This window comes from Sediminibacterium sp. (assembly GCF_019264485.1).
GTDB lineage: Bacteria > Bacteroidota > Bacteroidia > Chitinophagales > Chitinophagaceae > Sediminibacterium.
The window spans coordinates 307,344-326,932 of record NZ_JAHVAA010000011.1 but is presented as its reverse complement, the minus strand read 5'-3'; the positions used below and the strand labels follow the sequence as shown (position 1 = coordinate 326,932).

At 40.8% G+C, this 19,589-nt stretch carries 18 protein-coding genes, 1 tRNA gene and 1 riboswitch; of the genes, 2 read left to right on the top strand and 17 right to left on the bottom strand.

Annotated features, from left to right (window positions below; genetic code table 11):
• Window positions 1-42: 42 nt before the first annotated feature.
• From KXJ59_RS07620 to tgt, 14 genes are all read right to left on the bottom strand, one after another.
• On the bottom strand, window positions 43-882 hold the full coding sequence (locus KXJ59_RS07620; protein ID WP_295202780.1) for an endonuclease/exonuclease/phosphatase family protein: 840 nt from the start codon (window positions 880-882) through the stop codon (window positions 43-45).
• A 59-nt stretch (window positions 883-941) separates the two neighbouring features.
• On the bottom strand, window positions 942-1,472 hold the full coding sequence (locus KXJ59_RS07615; protein ID WP_295202777.1) for a hypothetical protein: 531 nt from the start codon (window positions 1,470-1,472) through the stop codon (window positions 942-944).
• A gap of 44 nt (window positions 1,473-1,516) precedes the next feature.
• The gene (locus KXJ59_RS07610; RefSeq protein WP_295202774.1) at window positions 1,517-2,140 is read right to left on the bottom strand and encodes a hypothetical protein; all 624 of its coding nucleotides are present in this window, start codon (window positions 2,138-2,140) and stop codon (window positions 1,517-1,519) included.
• Window positions 2,137-2,676 (bottom strand): sigma-70 family RNA polymerase sigma factor, encoded by a 540-nt coding sequence (locus KXJ59_RS07605; RefSeq protein WP_295202772.1) that lies wholly within the window; start codon window positions 2,674-2,676, stop codon window positions 2,137-2,139. The genes KXJ59_RS07610 and KXJ59_RS07605 overlap by 4 nt, the downstream gene beginning before the upstream one ends.
• A gap of 18 nt (window positions 2,677-2,694) precedes the next feature.
• A complete protein-coding gene (locus KXJ59_RS07600) occupies window positions 2,695-3,546 on the bottom strand; it encodes a hypothetical protein (RefSeq protein WP_295202769.1) in 852 nt (283 codons plus the stop codon).
• 66 nt (window positions 3,547-3,612) lie between these two features.
• A complete protein-coding gene (locus KXJ59_RS07595; RefSeq protein WP_295202767.1) occupies window positions 3,613-4,734 on the bottom strand; it encodes a hypothetical protein in 1,122 nt (373 codons plus the stop codon).
• A gap of 194 nt (window positions 4,735-4,928) precedes the next feature.
• Complete coding sequence (locus KXJ59_RS07590) at window positions 4,929-5,387, bottom strand: hypothetical protein (RefSeq protein WP_295202764.1); 459 nt, start codon at window positions 5,385-5,387, stop codon at window positions 4,929-4,931.
• Window positions 5,388-5,433: 46 nt separating this feature from the next.
• Window positions 5,434-7,827, bottom strand: a complete 2,394-nt coding sequence (locus KXJ59_RS07585; protein ID WP_295202762.1) for a ribonucleoside-diphosphate reductase subunit alpha — start codon at window positions 7,825-7,827, stop codon at window positions 5,434-5,436.
• 33 nt (window positions 7,828-7,860) lie between these two features.
• A complete protein-coding gene (locus KXJ59_RS07580; protein WP_295202761.1) occupies window positions 7,861-8,832 on the bottom strand; it encodes a ribonucleoside-diphosphate reductase small subunit in 972 nt (323 codons plus the stop codon).
• Between the two features lie 112 nt (window positions 8,833-8,944).
• A riboswitch (cobalamin riboswitch) is annotated at window positions 8,945-9,136 on the bottom strand.
• Window positions 9,137-9,276: 140 nt separating this feature from the next.
• Window positions 9,277-9,350 (bottom strand) — tRNA-Ala (locus KXJ59_RS07575).
• A 121-nt stretch (window positions 9,351-9,471) separates the two neighbouring features.
• The gene (locus tag KXJ59_RS07570; protein ID WP_295202759.1) at window positions 9,472-10,011 is read right to left on the bottom strand and encodes a DUF1801 domain-containing protein; all 540 of its coding nucleotides are present in this window, start codon (window positions 10,009-10,011) and stop codon (window positions 9,472-9,474) included.
• A gap of 105 nt (window positions 10,012-10,116) precedes the next feature.
• Window positions 10,117-11,439, bottom strand: a complete 1,323-nt coding sequence (locus KXJ59_RS07565) for a citrate (Si)-synthase, eukaryotic (protein ID WP_295202756.1) — start codon at window positions 11,437-11,439, stop codon at window positions 10,117-10,119.
• 142 nt (window positions 11,440-11,581) lie between these two features.
• Window positions 11,582-12,673, bottom strand: a complete 1,092-nt coding sequence (locus KXJ59_RS07560; protein WP_295202753.1) for an LptF/LptG family permease — start codon at window positions 12,671-12,673, stop codon at window positions 11,582-11,584.
• 129 nt (window positions 12,674-12,802) lie between these two features.
• Window positions 12,803-13,942, bottom strand: coding sequence for a tRNA guanosine(34) transglycosylase Tgt (tgt, locus tag KXJ59_RS07555; protein ID WP_295202752.1), 1,140 nt, complete (start codon window positions 13,940-13,942; stop codon window positions 12,803-12,805).
• A 167-nt stretch (window positions 13,943-14,109) separates the two neighbouring features.
• Here tgt and KXJ59_RS07550 point away from each other — a divergent pair, with 167 nt between their 5' ends.
• Both KXJ59_RS07550 and rsmG read left to right on the top strand, forming a co-directional pair.
• Window positions 14,110-15,234, top strand: coding sequence for a glycosyltransferase (locus KXJ59_RS07550; protein ID WP_295202749.1), 1,125 nt, complete (start codon window positions 14,110-14,112; stop codon window positions 15,232-15,234).
• The gene (rsmG, locus tag KXJ59_RS07545) at window positions 15,204-15,848 is read left to right on the top strand and encodes a 16S rRNA (guanine(527)-N(7))-methyltransferase RsmG (RefSeq protein ID WP_295202747.1); all 645 of its coding nucleotides are present in this window, start codon (window positions 15,204-15,206) and stop codon (window positions 15,846-15,848) included. Before KXJ59_RS07550 ends, rsmG begins: the two co-directional genes overlap by 31 nt.
• Window positions 15,849-15,981: 133 nt before the next feature.
• Here rsmG and KXJ59_RS07540 read toward each other — a convergent pair whose 3' ends face one another.
• The 3 genes from KXJ59_RS07540 to KXJ59_RS07530 all read right to left on the bottom strand — a co-directional run bounded on the left by KXJ59_RS07540 (window position 15,982) and on the right by KXJ59_RS07530 (window position 19,577).
• Window positions 15,982-18,207 carry a cation:proton antiporter gene (locus KXJ59_RS07540; RefSeq protein WP_295202744.1) on the bottom strand — a complete coding sequence of 742 codons (2,226 nt, stop codon included), beginning with the start codon at window positions 18,205-18,207 and terminating at the stop codon, window positions 15,982-15,984.
• A gap of 69 nt (window positions 18,208-18,276) precedes the next feature.
• Window positions 18,277-18,741, bottom strand: a complete 465-nt coding sequence (locus KXJ59_RS07535) for a YkgJ family cysteine cluster protein (protein ID WP_295202742.1) — start codon at window positions 18,739-18,741, stop codon at window positions 18,277-18,279.
• A gap of 41 nt (window positions 18,742-18,782) precedes the next feature.
• Complete coding sequence (locus KXJ59_RS07530) at window positions 18,783-19,577, bottom strand: DUF3667 domain-containing protein (protein WP_295202739.1); 795 nt, start codon at window positions 19,575-19,577, stop codon at window positions 18,783-18,785.
• Between the last annotated feature and the right edge of the window lie 12 nt (window positions 19,578-19,589).

Sequence of the window (19,589 nt, the reverse complement as noted above, 5' to 3'; positions counted from 1 at the left end):
ATTAGTAGGGGCAATAGACTATTTCTTACATGAAAAATGCAATTATTTCCCCCACTGAATTTCAGCCAGTACCGGATAATGGTCGGATGGAAATTTTCCATTGTATGAATCAGTTAAAACACCCCATCTTTTTACAGAGAAATGGCGAGTTACAAAAATGTGGTCGATGATATCACCTGTTGTATAATTACGCCCGAAGTTTTGGAAAGTACCATTGTTTACATAGGGGTACTTTACTTCGTTATATGTATCACGCAGTGTTCCTGAATTGGCTATCAATTGGTACCATTCTGTTGCATGATTGCCGTTAAAGTCGCCGGTTAATACTACAGGGCCATCTCCTGCTATAGATTTAATTTTAGCCAGTAACAGCTTACTGCTTTCTCTCCTCGCTACCATGGCCTGGTGATCGTAGTGAACATTGAAACAGTAAAATTTCTTTCCTGTTTTCTTCTCTTTCAACTGTACCCATGAACAAATTCGATTAATACGTGCATCCCAACCAAAGCCGGGTTTATCGGGCGTTTCGGATAACCAGAAATCACCGCTTTTTAATAATTCGAACCGATCTTTTTTATAGAAAATTGCAGAGTGTTCTCCTTTTGCTTGCCCATCGTCTCTACCAATGCCATAACGCGCATATTCAGGTAACTGCTGTTGTATATCATCGAGTTGATTTTTGAACCCTTCCTGTGTACCAAATAAATCAAACCCATGAAAGCGAATCAGGTTAGCTACATATATTTTCCTGTCTGTCCAGAGATTACCAATATCATTGGGTGTTTCTAACCGAACATTGAAAGTTCCTGTAACCAGGTTTTGAGCTTTGGCAATAGTCAACTGAACAACAAAAAGAATAAGCAGGCAATATTTTCTGTTCATATCCATCATTTGAAACAGAAAGGTATTTATTTTTTGGAATGAGTCAGATTAAGAAATAATCAATCATACTCGAAAAAGAATGGTACCGTGCTAAAGAAAAGTCGGTGCTTTTGAGCAGCTGCGTGATAGTCTGTTTTAAAATAGGCATTCACGTTACTTTCTGTTGAATGAATAGAGAACCCGTTTTCTGTTTGATTTTTTGTAAGTCCGGTTGCCAATTGGCTACAGGTAGTAATCAGGTCTTCTACAGCTATTTCTAAGGATTCTTTTGTTGGATAATAAAAAACCAATTGTACAGTATAAAGACCTATCGGTTTTCCATGTAATATTTTTAACAACAGAGCAAAGCATACTTCTTCATACTGACTTTTCCAGTTGGGGTGTTCCTTAAAAGAAATTGTAACCGGTTTTTGTTGAACCAGGGCTTCATCGGGTGGCTCTGACTCAGCCAGAAAAGCTGTCCAACCACCAGCATCAGATAATAAAGAAGGCAGGTATTCTTCTATCAATGGCCTGATAAGAGGATGACATTGATGAGTCCAGTAATCGAGATAAAAACCATTAATAAAACTATCCAGGGTTTTATGCATGGTATCCAAGATAAGGCATTGTACTAATTTATCTTGTGAGAGAGCTACAAACTATCTTTCCGCACTGGTGCAATGCGATAATCGTTGGATGTAATTCCTTTTACACCTCTTGATTTTTTTTGAATAGAATCTTGAATGGGAGTCGTTGTTTTTTTCTGAATTGTTTCGATCAACGGGGGTGCTTCTTCTTTCTTTACCATTTCATTTTCTTTTACTTCCACGGCCTGATTCGTTATGAAGGACTGTTCTTTTTCAGTTAGCATATCCTCTTTTACAGGATCAACAGGTAGATCAGCTTTATCGGTATAAATCGCCTCAGCCTGTTTTCCGGGTGATGAATATTTCTTTTCACTATGATCATCAGTTGCCGGAATAATTATGGTATTTGCTGAAGGAGTTTTTGATGTTTCTGTAAGCTGTTTGGGTCGATTGAGGTAGAAAATAACACTTACAAGTGTAGCAAGGAAGATATAAAAGATAATATTACCCGGAAACTGAAAACCTGGTAATGAACTGCCTCCGGTATGGGTATTTCCTGGTTTGTCTTCAGGCATATCCACATCGAGTTGCTCCTCAATCCTTGCCCAGATGGCATCAGCCATATCGGGCACAGGCAGTTGCTGCAGTTTTTCTGCTACCAGTTGCTCGTATGTGGTTAAATGATTCATGTTTTTAATAGTGCTTGTTGTAATTTTTTTCTGGCTTCACTCAGGTGCCATTTCGATGTACCCTCACTGATCTGCAATTGTTCAGCGATCTCTCTGTGGGTATACCCATCTACAGCATACAAAACAAATACGGCATGGGTAGCAGGGGGTAATTTCCTGATCAGTTCCATCAGTTCATCTGCGCCCATTTTCTGAAGCGCACGATTGTCGATCAATGGCTCTTCAACTGTTTCGAGTTCTACATTTTCACTAAAGCGTTGTCTTGATTTAACCTGGTCAAGTCCTTCATTGACGATAATTTTCTTAACCCAGCCATGCAGGGAACCTTTCTGAGGATCGAAGTGATGGATATACTTGAATATTTTTACAAAAGCGTTACTGAGAATATCGGCTGCATCAAATTCATCGCGTGAATAACGAAGTGCTATCTGCATGGCAAAAGCATATAACTCGCGATAAAGTGTTTCCTGTGCTTTTCTCTTGTTTGCTATACAATCGCGCACCAATAATTCAATATCACAACCTGCTTCTGTCATTTAATCTTTACACTATTACTATATGCTATCGGTCCGCTCTGTATAAACATCCTGTTTTCTTTTCAACAAGATGGCTGAAGCTACAGCCGAGAGAATCATTTTTTCTTTACGATCAAGTTCATTTACGATCCATACTTTATTATCCATAATATCAACCAAACCTACTACGCCATCATCCCAACGCAGCTCGTAACCTGTATGAATGGGACCACCCAATACTTTACCTTCTTTACCAGACGCAGTAATTCGTTTGGTAAGAAACAATGGTTTGATTTCAATTTTCTCCTTACCATTGGTTACATAACCCAGGTCTTTTGTCTGCGGACGTTCTCCTATATTTTGTTTTGTCTTCTTTGCATCAAATTCATTCAACATGGTTAGCGACCATACTTCTCCTTTATTAAAATTCAAAGGAATAATCGTTGCAGAAAAAGCATATTCATACTTATCCGTTCTCTTCAGGTTATTGAGCCAGTCCATATTCGACTTGTACACAATCTGATTTTCAGAAAAACGCTCCTGTGCCAATACTTCTGTTACAAGGCTTGCATCCTGAATTGAATATTGAAAACGATTTCTCTCATTGTATTTTTCTCTGTCGGAATGAATATTAAATCCGCTGAGAATAATATCTTCTGCTTTCAGGCTAAACCTGCTGAAGCGGCTGCCATTAGATATATCCCAGCCTCTTTTAACAGAAGATGTAACATAGGTACCAAAGCTCAGTTGTTCATTGAATTTCCATCCATTTAAACCCTCTACTTTCATGGGAGTGGCCTGTGAACTGAATTGTTCGGGTACGGCAATTTTTACTGCGGTACAGGAGGCCAGTAAAAACAGGCCTGTTAATAGGGTGATCGTTGTTTTCATTTTTTTGAGTTTGCAAAATTATCAATAGACCCATGAACAGGGAATAACTTCCCTGTTCATGGGTAATTAATAGTGATAAGTGGTTTTTGTTGTGTTCAAAATGGTACCGGTTTGCGCAGAACGATATTCTTTTACAAGACTAATTGGGTAACCCTCGCTATCATAAGCGTAGCGATAGTTTACCGGATCAAGTGTCAGGTTTCCAGAAAAATACTCTTTACCGGTCCAGCTAATATTATTCTTTGAATTGCGCGACATTAATATATCGGGCCAGTTCATATGTATATAGGGGTTAATATTTGAATCATACCCGTAATCCGACCATTCATTGATATTATTGGATGCTACCGAAGATCGTTTTACCTGATTGCCTTTTAGCGATAACATATAATAATCTACTGTACCATTTGTGTTGCTGTTTTTTAAATGTGTTTCTACTCCTTCAGGCTTAATTGTGTATGTAACAGTACCGATGGTTTCCTCAGTTCCGCGCAAATGTTTCAAAGAGTTTATCTTTCCTTGCTGATCATAACTGATATAGAGTTTACTGATTTCATTACCGCTCTCATCTTTTTTGATTGTTTCGGTTACTTTTCCCTGCTGGTAAATCAGGTCTTCGGTAACCGCTACATATATGTCTCCATTTGTCCTTTTCCTAAACAGCAGCACTTTTACCAGTTTTCCCAGGGCATCATACCGGTATTCTGTTTTACTTTCCGCACGATAGGTGCCATTCACTAATACGGCATTCAGTTCATACTTTAATTGCTTGGCCGCTCTACCCCCACCAAGCGTATAAACAACATCTTCCTGAATATTATTACGGTCGAGTGTCATTTCATCGGTTTGGTTCCATTCTTTTACAAATAAACGGTAGCGAACGTGATTGGCAGGTATGTTAATTTCATTTACGCCGGGTTTCAATCTCACATTCAGCATATGAGGCTGCATACTACTGTCGTAACTGGTAAGGGTAAAACTGGCGGGAATATTATCATAGATAATGTCACCAATTCTGATGATGGCCTGTACTTTAATAGTCAGCCGCTGTGGCTGCTGGTGTCCGCCACCCTGCTGTGGATGGTTGGGATTGGTTACAGGTACAGGCAGGTCTTTTTTGGTACATGAAGCGAGTGCAGCGATCATCAGTACAATCATCCATACACGGGCTATACGATTTTGTTTCATTTTTTTGCTTTTTTGATTACTTAACTACTATGAATACCCTTCAGTAATCAAAAAGCGCTGGGTAGGCCAAAAGCGATTAACAGTATTTTAACAAATTCAGCAAAAAACCTTCCGGATACCTATGTCCAATAAAAAACATGCAGTTTGTGACTGCATGTTTTTTATTGAGCCGGACTCTTTTGAGGATATTTCTATTACTCTGATTTTTTCATTCTTGAAAACGGGAATCCGTTACACCCTTTCCGTGGGTTGGACCTGTCTGTTTTATTGGGACCGAATTCTGCTATTGAATCCGAAACTGCGTTATATACACTCAAACAGAATCCCCATGTATAGGGTTCCATTCCGGCGAACTTCATATAGTCAATTCTTGTATAAAGCCCTGCATCTGATTTGTTTTGGGCATCATTTTTTGCGATGATATACTGCTTCTCCTTATCCCAGCGTAAAATATGGTATCGTGATGATGGATGTTGTATCCATAGTGAGTCACTGATCGTGTACCTGATACCATAATCATCTGAAACAATGGCGGGCATCGTTACCGGAATGGTATCAGTAACACATGTACCATTAATCACTGTTCTGCCTTGCTGAAACGGATATGAAAACCCGGCTAATAAAAAACAGAACACTATCAATATATATTTCATAAATCAGGGTTGCTTCAAATATAATAAGATATATCTCCTCTTTCTTTTATGATCCACAACTGATACATCCATCCTCCATAGAACAGGATGGTCCATCAGCTACTGTTGGTTCAACATCGCTGTCCGCTACCTGAGACGCACCTGTTAGCGGAATACTCCGATCTTCTATTACTGTTTCTTTTTGTTTGTCGACCGTAAACTGAATTGCCTGTGTTGCTGCCTGTGTGCGCAAATAATACATGCCTGTTTTCAATCCTTTTTTCCATCCATAAAAATGCATGGATGTAAGTTTTGAGATGGTAGGACTATCGATAAACAGGTTCAATGATTGCGACTGGCATATGTAAGCCCCCCTGTCTGCCGCCATATCAATGATACTGCGTTGTTTGATTTCCCATACTGTTTTGTACAACTCTTTGATATCTGCCGGTATTTCCTCAATATGCTGAATAGATCCGTTTGCAGCAATGATTTTATTCTTCATGTTGTTGTTCCATAAGCCAAGCTGAACAAGGTCTTTGAGCAGGTGTTTGTTTACAATGATAAACTCTCCACTCAATACCCTGCGTGTATAGATATTGGATGTGTAGGGTTCAAAACACTCATTATTTCCAAATATCTGCGAAGTTGATGCAGTTGGCATGGGTGCCACTAACAAAGAGTTCCGAACGCCATACTCTTTTACTTCTTTCCGAAGACTTTCCCAGTCCCAGCGATCGCTGGGCGTTTCGTTCCACATATCAAATTGAAAAATACCTTTTGACAATGGAGAGCCTGCAAATGTTTCATAAGCACCCTGCTCTTTTGCCAGATCCTTGCTGGCCGTCATTGCAGCAAAATAGATGGTTTCAAATATGTTTTTGTTCAACAGCTTTGCAAGATCACTTTCAAACGGAAGACGAAGCATAATAAATACATCTGCCAATCCCTGTACGCCAAGCCCGATAGGACGATGCCGCATATTGGAATATTTTGCTTCTTCCACCGGATAATAATTTCCATCAATAACAGCATTCAGGTTTTTTGTTACCTGATAAGTTACTTCGTATAGTTTCTGATGATCATATTTTCCATCTGTAATAAACCTTGGCAATGCAATAGATGCCAGATTACAAACCGCCACTTCTTCGGGTGAAGTGTATTCCAGTATTTCCGTACAAAGATTACTGCTTTTAATAGTGCCGATATTCTGCTGGTTGCTTTTGCTGTTGGCCGCATCTTTATACAGCATATAAGGCGTTCCTGTTTCGATCTGCGACTCCAGAATTTTAAACCACAGTTCCTGTGCCTTTACTGTTCTTCTTGCCTTGCCCTCTGTTTCATATTTTATGTATAACTGATCAAATGCTTCTCCCCAACAATCGCTTAAACCAGGCGCTTCATTCGGACAAAACAAACTCCACTCTTCATTCGCTTCTACACGTTTCATAAAAAGATCTGATATCCATAAGGCAAAAAACAAATCGCGGGCACGCAGTTCTTCTTTACCATGGTTTTTACGCAGATCCAGAAACTCAAAAATATCTGCATGCCAGGGTTCCAGGTAAATGGCAAATGCGCCTTTACGTTTACCACCACCCTGATCCACATATCGTGCCGTATCGTTAAACACCCTTAACATGGGGATGATTCCATTGCTGGTTCCATTGGTACCGCCAATATAACTTCCCGTTGCTCTTATATTATGAATAGACAACCCAATACCTCCTGCACTTTGCGAAATTTTTGCTGTTTGTTTCAGCGTGTCGTAAATACCATCAATACTGTCTTCTTTCATGGTAAGCAGAAAACAACTACTCATCTGTGGCTTGGGTGTTCCGGCATTAAACAAGGTAGGTGTTGCATGGGTGAACCAGCGCTCGCTCATCAAATGATAGGTTTTAATTACAGAATCAATATCATTTTTATGAATACCCACTGCTACCCGCATATACATATGCTGTGGTCGTTCAGCCACTTTTCCATTGATCCGCAGCAGGTATGATTTCTCCAGTGTTTTAAAGCCGAAATAATCAAATCCATAATCCCTGTCGTAAATAATCGTACTGTCTAGCAGGTCGGCATTTTCTTCAATCACCTGCATAACATCGTCGGCAATGAGTGGAAGTTTTTTTCCGGTAGCTTCATCCGTATAATGATACAGCTTACGCATGGTTACTGAAAAAGATTTCACGGTATTCTTATGCAGGTTACTCACCGCTATACGTGATGCCAATATTGCATAATCCGGGTGCGTAATGGTTAATGATGCTGCTGTTTCTGCCGCCAGGTTATCAAGATCGGTAGTAGCCACACCCTCGTAAATTCCTTCAATCGTTTTCTTAGCCACATCAATTACATTTACAATCGGACTCAGGCTGTAGGATAGTTTTTCAATACGCGCTGTTACCTTATCAAATTTTACGGACTCTTTTTTCCCGTTTCTTTTTATAACATACATAGATTAGTTTTTAAGGATGATGACTGAAATGTTTTAGAAATCTTCTTCTGTAGAAAAAACCTGGTTGTCTTTACCACTCATTACCCCTGCTTTCTGATAGTCTCCTACACGTTTCTCAAAAAAGTTGGTCTTTCCCTGAAGTGATATCATTTCCATAAAGTCGAAAGGATTATTAGTATGATAGAGTTTAGCGTATCCTAGTTCACTGATCCAGCGATCGGCTACAAATTCAATGTATTGCTGCATTAACTGGGCGTTCATGCCAATCAGGTTTATCGGAAGCGCTTCTGTGATGAATTGTTTTTCGATGGTCACTGCATCAGTAATGATTGCATACACTGCTTCCTGTGTGAGTTTATTTTGCAGCATGCTGTATAATAAACAGGCAAACTCGCAATGCAGGCCTTCATCGCGGCTGATCAATTCATTGCTGAAAGTTAATCCCGGCATGAGCCCCCGCTTTTTTAACCAGAAGATGGAACAGAAACTGCCGCTGAAGAAAATACCTTCTACTGCGGCGAATGCGACCAGACGCTCCGCAAAATTTCCATTGTCAATCCAACGAAGTGCCCATTCTGCTTTCTTTTTTACAGCAGGGACCGTTTCGATTGCATGAAAGAGTTTATCTTTTTCAACAGGGTCCTTTACATAAGTATCAATCAGCAAAGCATATGTTTCGCTGTGAATATTTTCCATCATGATCTGAAAACCATAAAAACAGCGGGCTTCGGGCAACTGCACTTCACTCATGAAGTTCACGGCGAGATTTTCATTGACAATACCATCACTGGCTGCAAAAAAAGCAAGTACATGGCTGATGAAATGACGCTCCCCATCATTTAAAGATGCCCAGTCTTTAAGATCATTACTAAGGTCAATTTCTTCTGCGGTCCAGAAACTGGCTTCATGTCTTTTGTACTGTTCCCAGATAGCAGGATAATTAATTGGCAGGATCACAAAGCGATCCTTGTTCTCCCTCAGGAGAATTTCATTGTTTTGTTCCATAGCATACTTTTTTGTGTATGCTCACGGCAGTGCAAATACTGATAGCTGAAAAAAAGTACACAATGTGCAACAGTCATTTCAGTACCGGCTTTTCCTCCGAAAGCTTACGTTACTAATTAAATTTGATGTTGGCAGGTCTTCTGACTTACTTCCCTGTTGTCTGCCTTCCCATCCCGCTGATAACGGGGCAGTGACTTGTAGATGAAACAGGTTATTGAAGCTTACAGCTACGGGGATAGTTCCCGAATTACACGGGATTCCCTTTTAATCCCGCAATGCGGGAACCAAATCCGGGTTCTAAAATAGTATGGTATGGTGAGAGATGATAGAACTATTATACACGATGTGTTGAAAACCTTTGAAACTTGCAATCAGTAAGTGTTATAAAGAGGCAATCATTCGTTGCATAAAAAAAGTCAGTCCTAAAGACTAACTTTTGTATTGTGGAGAATACCGGATTCGAACCGGTGGCCTCTTGCATGCCATGCAAGCGCTCTAGCCAACTGAGCTAATTCCCCTTATTTTTGAACCATAGCCTTCCCGATTACCATCGGGACGCTCTAGCCAACTGAACTAATTCGCCATTACAGGACTGCAAATGTATGGGCTGACCTGCTTCCTGCAAAATTTTTAATCCGCTTACAACCATCCCCTCTCCTTATACATCTCATACCCAATCTTCAGCGATTCCTTAATCTGCCCCATAATAACCGGATCATTCTTTTTGATATGAAAACAACTCTTGCCTTTCAGACATTTGAGTAATTCAGGTTTGAATACTTTTTTCATATCAGGATTGGCATACACAGGCATATAGTAAAACCCTACATATCCTTTTTGTACCAGAATTCCTGCAAACCAGACTTCATCGCGCTGACGTCCATGAATAACCGCAGGTTTCTGACTCACCAAACACATCATACCACCATATCCTCCTACCAATTCAAGACTATCTTTCTGATAGCTTAACAACATTTTTTTAATATTGTCGAATATGGGAACCAGTTCCGGTTGCCCGGCAGATTTATCGGAGTACTTTATTTTAATTTCCTTTTTTTTCTTTTCAGGGGCCGCCTTCTTAGCAGGTGCTTTTGTTGCCGTCTTTTTTACAGCAGTTTTAGTAGTTTTTTTCTTTATCACTTTTTTGGTGGCGGTTTTGGATGCGGTTGCTCTTGCCATGGATAATCGTTTGAGTTGGCTCAATATAAAAAATCAACCCGGGATAAAAAAGAGAAAGTCCATAGTTACCTACGGACTTTCTCTTTTATTTTTTAACGATTCTGTTTATTCCCAGATTTCGTCCTTACCATCCAGCCATTTTTTCACCGCATCTGTAGTAACAGATTTGGGGCGCTCAATGGGCAGCCCGAGGGCTCTGTCCCAGCAAAGACTTGCCAATACACCGAGTGCACGACTCACGGCAAATAAAACGGTATAGAATTCGTATTCAACCAGTCCATAATGCACCAGTAATGCACCGCTATGTGCATCTACATTGGGCCATGGATTTTTTACTTTGCCCAAAGATTCTAAAATGGGTGGCACTGTTTCATATACTTTCCAAACGGTATTCACCAGTTTATCATCGGCCATATGTTTTTTTCCAAACTCCATCTGTGCAGTAAAACGGGGATCGGTTTTACGCAATACAGCATGACCATAACCCGGCACTACTTTTCCTGAAGACAGGGTTTTCTGTACATAGTCAGCGATCTGTTCTTTGGTTGGATCATCGGTACCGAGTTGAGCCTGCATTTCAAAAATCCATTTGATCACTTCCTGGTTGGCAAGACCGTGTAAAGGACCGGCGAGCCCGTTCATACCTGCTGCATAACTCAGGTAAGGATCGCTTAAAGCAGAACCAACGAGGTGCGTGGTATGAGCCGATACATTACCCCCTTCATGATCTGCATGAATGGTCATGTACAAACGCATCAGTTCTTTGAAACTTTCATCATCATACCCCATCATATGAGCCAGGTTACCTGCCCAGTCTAATAAACCATTGGGGTGAATATGTTCGTTGTTTTTATACTTACGACGGTAGATATAGGCTGCAATTCTGGGTAGCCGTGCAATAAGGTCCATTGCATCGTCGTATACCGGGTTCCAGTATTCTTTTTTATTAATGCCTTTTGCATATTCTTTGGCAAAATTACTTTCCGTCTGTAAAGCCATTACACCCGTTACAAACATCGTCATCGGGTGGGCACTGATGGGTAATGCGTCGATGGTTTGAAATACGTGATTAGGCACATGACTGCGGCGTTGCCATACACTGGTGATGTGATTGGCATCTTCTTCTGTTGGCATTTCGCCTACCAGCATCAGGTAAAATAAACCCTCTGGCAAAGGTTCACCACCACCGGGTGCTTTGGGTAAATGTTGTTGCAGTTCCGGAATAGAATAACCCCTGAATCGAATACCTTCCTGAGCGTCTAATAAACTGGTTTCAGTTACCAGGCCTGTTATACCTCTCATACCCTGATAGGCCTGTGCAAGGGTAACTTCCCCAATCTTTTTATTTCCATGTGTTTTCAGGATGTCTTTGATCTCGACATTGGCAGCATCTGCTTTCTCCTTGAATCGATCTTTAATGATTCCCATTTCGTAAAATTTTAGCTATGGCGTTCGTTATAAAAAATGATTAAAAGTCTTACTCCGGGTGCTTTTCAGGCCGCTAAAGGTAACACAAGTTGCCATGCTCAGCAAAACTAAAAGCATGAAGCTTGTGTAAAGTCCGTTAAAATCATTTGGGGGCCTTGCGATAAAGTAGAATCACCACAAAAATGAAGATGAAATTGGGTATCCAGGCAGCCAGTAATGGGGGTAAATCGCCTTTGGTGGAGAAGATGGTGGAAAAACGGTCTGTAAGAATAAACAAAGCGGCCGTTACAAAGCCCACTGCGAGGTGTACGCCACTTCCCCCCCTTACTTTTCTACCCGCAACAATGGCTCCGATCAGGGTTAATAAAATAACTGTTACGCAGGTTGCATCCCTTCTGTACCGTTCTACTTTTAAACTGTTCAATCCCTCCGAGCCCCTTAATTCTTCCAGTTCAATAAACCGGTCTAGTTCAGGGGTGGTTAATTTATCTTTTGTGTATTTATCTCGACTCAGGTCAACTGGTTTAAAATTAAAATCCATGATCTTTTCAGCTGTCAGCATAACATCTTCTCCGTTATCGGCAATTTTTCTTTGTACCAATGATTCCAGTTTCCATTTACGGGTGGCTGTATCCCACACAATCTGATCGGCGCGGAGGTTTTCTACCACTTTATTTTTCCTTACCGTAAATGAGAAATATGGCCCCCCTCTTTTCGTAAGAGTATCATATGCGTATATACCGGCATAAGTAAATGAATCAACCCTTAAATAAATATAACTGCTGGTACTGAGTAAGGCATTATAACTGCTGTTCTTGTCGATATAATTCGCCTCGAAACTTCCCCTTACCTGGTTGGCCCTTGGCACCACATACTGGTTGGCAAACCATAGTAATGCGGCAAGAATAACCCCGCCTATCCAATAAGGTCTTAACCACCTGCTGTAGCTGGTGCCACTGGCCAGAATGGCAATAATTTCACTCCTGCCCGCCATTTTGGAAGTGAAAAAGATAACGGCTATAAACACAAACAGGGGTAATAGAAGGGCAATGATATGGGGTACAAACCCATAATAATATTCTGTAATGATGCTTTGTACCGACAAACCAGATCTCACAAAATCATCGGTTTTTTCACTCACATCTACCACAATAGCAATTACCGCAAAAAGGAAGATGGCAAAAAAGAAAGTGGTCAAAAACTTTTTTAGTATGTACCAGTCTAGTTTCTTCATAGCGGCTTATCGCATCAAAGATACAGGGTTGAAGGGTTGGGGTAGAAAAAAGGATGTTAAAGCGGGAGATGGTCGATAAACCATAGTTCATGAACCATGGTCTATTAGCTATTGACTAGGACTATCAACTCACCTCCTTGTCTTCACCTGCTCAATCATACCTGTTTTCCAGGAAGTAAAATCGCCGGCAAGAATATGTTGGCGGGCTTCGCCCACAAGCCATAAATAAAATGACAGGTTTTGAATGCTGGCCAGTTGCATACCCAGGATTTCATCGGCAACAAATAAATGACGCAGGTAAGCTTTGGTATAAAAACGGCTCATTTCATTATCCAGTCCGGGGTCAATCGGAGAAAAATCGGTGGCCCATTTCTTATTCCTGATATTTACTACCCCTTCAGTAGTAAATATCATACCATTTCTGCCATTTCGTGTGGGCATTACACAATCAAACATATCAATACCCCTGTCTATACATTCCAGTATGTTCCAGGGTGTGCCTACACCCATCAGGTAACGAGGTTTATCGGATGGAAGGTATTCGGTACACAATTCGGTGAATTCATACATCATTTCTTCCGGTTCGCCCACACTCAATCCACCAATCGCATTTCCAACTGCCCCTTTAGAGGCAATGTATTCACAGGAAGCTTTCCGTAAATCTTTATAGGTACTACCCTGAACAATCGGAAACAGGTTCTGTGTGTATCCATACCTATCGGGCGTTTCAGTAAGTCTTTGTATACAGCGGTCGAGCCAGCGATGAGTAAGCTCCATACTTTTTTTAGCATAACCATACTCGCTCGGATATGGTGGACATTCATCAAATGCCATAATAATATCGGCCCCGATACTTCGCTGAATATCCATAACCGACTCAGGTGAGAATAAATGTCTGCTGCCATCAATATGTGATTGAAACATCACACCTTCTTCTTTAATCTTGCGGTTGGCCGCCAGCGAAAATACCTGGTAGCCTCCGCTGTCGGTAAGAATGGGCCTATCCCAGCCATTAAAACCGTGCAATCCTCCCGCAGCTTCCAGTACTTCTGTTCCGGGGCGCAGGTACAAATGATACGTATTTCCAAGAATGATCTGCGCCTCTACATCATCTTTAAGTTGTTGCTGGGTAACAGCTTTTACGGTACCCACTGTACCGACGGGCATAAAAATAGGTGTCTGTATCTCCCCATGATCGGTTCTGATCTTGCCTGCTCTTGCCCTGCTGTTGGCCGAAGTTGTTTCCAGTTCAAATGTAAGTGCCGCCATTGGGCAAAAGTAGTTGGAAAGTCCGAAAGACGGCAAGTCCGAAAGGCTGGAAGAAACTTAAATAGTACCGCATCTTCTCTCGGACTTCCGGTCTTTCCGACTTTCAGACTTTTCCACATCTCCACACTCCATTCACACATAGCTCTTTCAAACCTTATTTTTGCCAAATGACCATACCAACTCTGCTCTGGGATATTTGTTTTTATATCTTTTGTGGCATTATTGCCATTCAGTTGTTTTACTATCTCTATTTTTTCCGACGTCTTGCTTTTTTCCGGGCACCACAAAAAGAAACCTCTATTGAACATGCTATTTCCGTAGTCATTTGTGCAAGAGATGAAGCCCATAACCTGGTAAAAACATTGCCGGGTGTTCTGGTTCAGCAATATAAAAGCACCCACGAAGTGGTATTGGTGAATGACAATTCTACCGACGATACCAAGTACCTGGTTGATGAGTTCAAGAAAATGTTTAAAAACATCAATTACATTGAGCTTACCCAGGAAGCCAAAATGATCAGTGGAAAGAAGTTTCCCTTGTCGATGGGTATCAAAAGTGCCAAACACGAAATACTCTTACTCACCGATGCAGATTGTGTGCCTGCTTCTGAACACTGGATTCAACACATGCAGGAATGTTATACAGAAGGAACTGAAATCGTTTTGGGCTATGGCGCCTACCATAAAAAACCTGGCTTGCTCAATAAACTCATTCGTTTCGAAACTTTTCATACGGCCATTCAATATTTATCCTATGCACTTGCAGGTGTACCTTATATGGGTGTGGGTAGGAACCTCAGTTATAAAAAAGATGTTTTCCTGCGGAATAAAGGGTTCTCTTCCATTAACCAGATACCCAGTGGCGACGATGATTTGTTTATCAATCAGGTAGCACGCCCCAATAACACCACCATCTGTATTGATGCCGAAGCCCATACCCTGAGCGAACCTAAAACGAGATGGAGCGACTGGATGACGCAAAAATATCGTCATTATACCACCAGTAATTATTACAAAAGACATCATAAACTACTACTGGGTTTGTATTCTTTTTCTTTATTCTGGATATATCCATTACTGGCCGTAAGCATTATTTTTTATAACTGGTGGATGGCATTGGCAGTATTTGGTGTTCGTTTTTTACTACAGGCTGTCGTTCTTTATAAATCAATGAAGAAGTTGAATGAGAAGGATCTCTGGCCCTGGTTTCTTTTCTTTGATATCTGGATGTTCTTTTATTTCATCTTTACAGTTCCCGCCATATGGAAAGCACCCCGCAAAAACTGGGATTAGTTCTGAAATATTTCAGCGATTTTACACCGCATCAGGTACAACAGTTTGAGGCGCTGGAAGGATTATACACTGAATGGAACGCAAAGATCAATGTAATTTCCAGGAAAGACATCGACAGTATTTACCTGCACCATGTACTTCACTCGCTGAGTATTGCTGCCATTGCCGATTTTCAGCCCGGCACACAGGTAATTGATATAGGTTGTGGCGGCGGTTTTCCTGGTGTGCCACTGGCTATTTTTTTTCCGGAAGTAAAGTTTCACCTGGTAGATAGTATCGCTAAAAAATTAAAAGTGGTTAATGCTGTAGCGGAAGGTGCGGGTATTAAAAATATTACCACACAACATGGCAGGGCTGAAGAAATAAAAAACAGGAAATTTGATTTTGCAGTATCACGTGCAGTGGCGCCCTTAAAAGAACTCTGGCAATGGGCCGGGCCACTCTTAAAAAAAGGGCATCAGCAGGAAATTGCCAATGGATTGATCTGTTTAAAAGGCGGTGACCTTGCACAGGAAATTTTTGAAAGCGGTCTGCGGCCAAGAATGATGCCGGTAGACAAAATTTTTCCCGAAGAATATTTCTCCGAAAAATATATTCTGCACGTAACCAAATAAGCCCAGTAAAAGCTACCTCTGTGTAACTCCGAACCTTACTCTACATAGGAGTCCTTTGTACTTTTACCTCTGTTGTTTACCACGGAGATTAATTGAGTACGACACAGAGTTATACGGAGGTTTCGCAGAGAAGTCAGGTATGATAAAGTTGCTGGATTTTCTTCCTGTCTCCCACAATCCATACAATATCATCCCACTCTAATTGTGTAAAGGAAGAGGGATTGAGAATACGTTCTCCCTTTCTCTCAATACCCACTACCAGTCCATTTGTTTTTTCCCTGATACCAGACTCGCGGATGGTAAGGCCTTTGAGACGTGTATGTTCATCCACTACAATTTTTTCCAATTCTACCAGTTCTTTTTCTGTATCAGATTCTTCAGAATAAGACAGCATTATTTTACCAAATTCCAGCATCTGCTGGTCGGTTCCAATAACGCCGATATTATCAAAAGGGAAAATCTTTTCTGTTCTTGCCGGCGCGAACATTACCTTATTACCTCTTTCAATAAATGCCACATTGATACCGTAGGATTCACGCCATTGCAGTTCTTCCAGTGTTTTACCAATATAGCCTGCATGTGGACTGATTCGATAATGAGTAAGGTGAGCATCCCAGGGCGACAAATGACTCTGTGTTTTGTTTTGCTCGAGCAGTTCTTTTTCATGCAGGTTTTGCAGAAAACGGTCTTCCAGTCGCTGGTAAAATCGTTGCAATCGCTGACGGAACAGTATACCGATAATAAGCATCACCGCAAGTGTACCCCCAACAGCTATCCAGAAATCGAAAAGCTGTCGTAAAAGAAAGGCAACCAGCACAACAGCTATTGCATTTCGGGCAATTTCAAGCATTACCAGTGGACCATGACTATATTTACGATCGAGCCATAATGCCGCATAAGCACTCTTGCTCATTTTTTTCACGGTAAGTGCCCAGATAAACGGTGCCATTGCAATTAAACCAATCACCGCACTGATAATTTTCGCGGTAAGCGGTTCCTGAATATATTTCAACAGGAAGGGCTGAAGAAAATATGCGGTGAGTAAGGTAAGCGCAATCATGATTACGCCATTCAGTATAATGATTTGAATATAGAACCGTAATAACCGCTTCCAGTTACTTTCGCTTTCGATGATTTGTGAGCTACTGCTGTACTTTTCCAATGCCGTGATCCATTTGTCCGGCAACACTCGTAATAAAAATTGATGTAACGGCTCGGCCAGTTTAATCATGTAAGGTGTGGTGAACGTTGTAATAACCGATACCCCTACTGCTATGGGATATAAGTAAGAACTGGTTACTTCCAGTGATACGCCAAGTGTAGCGATGATAAATGAGAATTCACCTATTTGCGACATACTTGTACCGGCCTGCACTGCCTGCTTCAACGGGCGGGCGGCAAGCAATGCACCGGTTGTTACAAAAATTGTTTTACCCAGCATAACAGCCATCGTTAACAGAAATACGGGTAATGCATATTCTACCAGAATGGCGGGGTCTATCAGCATACCCACCGATACAAAGAAAATAGCACCAAACAAATCTTTTACAGATGTAACAAGATGTTCTATTTTATGTGCCTGGGTAGTTTCAGCTAAAATTGATCCCATAATAAATGCCCCCAACGCTGCTGAGAATCCAACCTGATTAGCAAGCACCACCATACCCAGACAAAGGGCCAGCGAAATCACCAGTAGGGTTTCACTGTTAAGCCATTTTTGTACCTTTTTAAAAAAAGTGGGTAGTAAAAAAATACCCATCAGGAACCAGAGACAAAGAAAGAAAAGGAGTTTACCAATCGATAAAAACATTTGAGTGCCTTCAAACTGCTTACTCACAGCCACTGTTGATAATAATACCATCAACAGAATGGCCACCAGGTCTTCAATCACAAGCACACCCAATACCAGCCCGGTAAAATGTTTTGTTTTCAAACCCAGTTCATCAAAAGCACGAAAGATGATGGTGGTTGATGAGATAGCTATGATTCCCCCCAAAAACATGCTATCCATAGATGACCAACCCAAAAATTGCCCCATTCCATACCCCAGCAGCATCATACACAATAACTCTGTAATACCCGTAATGGCTGCAGAGCCGCCAACTTTCACCAGTTTTTTAAAGCTGAATTCCAATCCTAATGCAAACAAAAGAAATACCACGCCGATTTCGGCCCAGATCTTTATGCCTTCTACATCGCCAATGGTAGGAAATAATTTAAAGTTAGGGCCAACGATTAAACCTGCTATGATATACCCCAGTACAACCGGCTGTTTGATTTTTTTAAAAAACAAAGTAATCACTGCTGCCGCACCAAGAATCAACGCCAGGTCTTTTATTAAAACCGGTAAATGTGCCATAGTCCAATCTTTAAAAATAGATAATGCGCTCAGGGAATGGCGAGAATATACAAAAAAAACCGGAACTGTTTATGACTTCAGTAAATGTTCGAGTACATGATGTACAGCCGGGCAAAAAGTTGAATTTTTCAGTGTAATTACAGGTCTCTTTATCAGCACATCTTCATCTGTGTAGGGAAAGCGTTTACAATCAGACGGACGATCTTCATAAATACTACAGTAATTATCTGAGCCAAGGAATGGACAGGGTTTTGTATTGGTAACATAATCGCCCTCGGTATCGAGTGAAAGATAGGTATCAATAAAAGCGCTTTCTTTTAGTTTCAGTAATTTACTGATACGCTTTATATCAGGTGTTTTAAAGCGGGGCGAATAGTTTTTACAACAGTTGGCACAAGTGAGACAATCTATTTCAGCAAATGCTTTCTCATGTAGTTCAGGCAATAGTTTCAATACCTTATTCTTATCGGCTCGTTGCAGAAATTGTTTGTATTGCTTCTGATGATCAGCACTTAATTTTTCCCATTGCTGCATGAAAAATATTTAGGCAAAGATAACACTATCATTTTTATACTTCAGGAAGTGAGAAAATAAACAAATGTGGCAATAGTTATCAATATGAGCCAGAAAACCATCCCTAAAATATTGGCCACTGTTACCATCAGTATTTCACCAAAGCCTTTTAACTTTAAAAATTTAGAATAAGCAAAACTGGTATACACGAACTGAATCAACAGATTTGAAGTAGCTACGATGTAAAATTTATCGCGTGATAACAATGTCAGTAAAGGAACAAATGAAATGGTACTCAGTAACGAAAGCATACTGGTGAGTATAAGATAGGCTACAAGATGTTCTGCAAAATTCAATCGCTTTCCCTTAAATACAAGCCAGAAAGCAAATGCCATAACAGGAGCAATCAGAAACGTAACGATATTGGTTCGTTTCTCCATAAAATCATTAACCTTCGCCTGTTTTTCTGTAATACGCTGATAGAAGGCTTTTTTCTCCTGTGTTTTTGCAGATGCAATCTGTTCCTCGGTAATGTATTGGTTCTTCTGAAAAGGATGAAAAATAGAATTCATAAATACCGAAAACCCCAGTACAATTAATAATAAAGTAAAAGGGTTAAAATATTTTTTCCTTTTACCTTCCAGAATATATTCCTGTAATACCACTCCAGGTTTTACGATCAATTCTTTTAGCAGAAAAAGGGCCCCTTTGTCGGCATGTGTAAACGCATGTAAGAGCTCATGCAAAAAATGGGGCATGGTGAAACGGTGAATGCTCGTTTTCTGACCACATCCCGGACAAACATTAAAATCGGGAGTCAGTTCCCGGCCGCAGTTGGCACAACGCGTTGATTTCATGTGCAATATTAT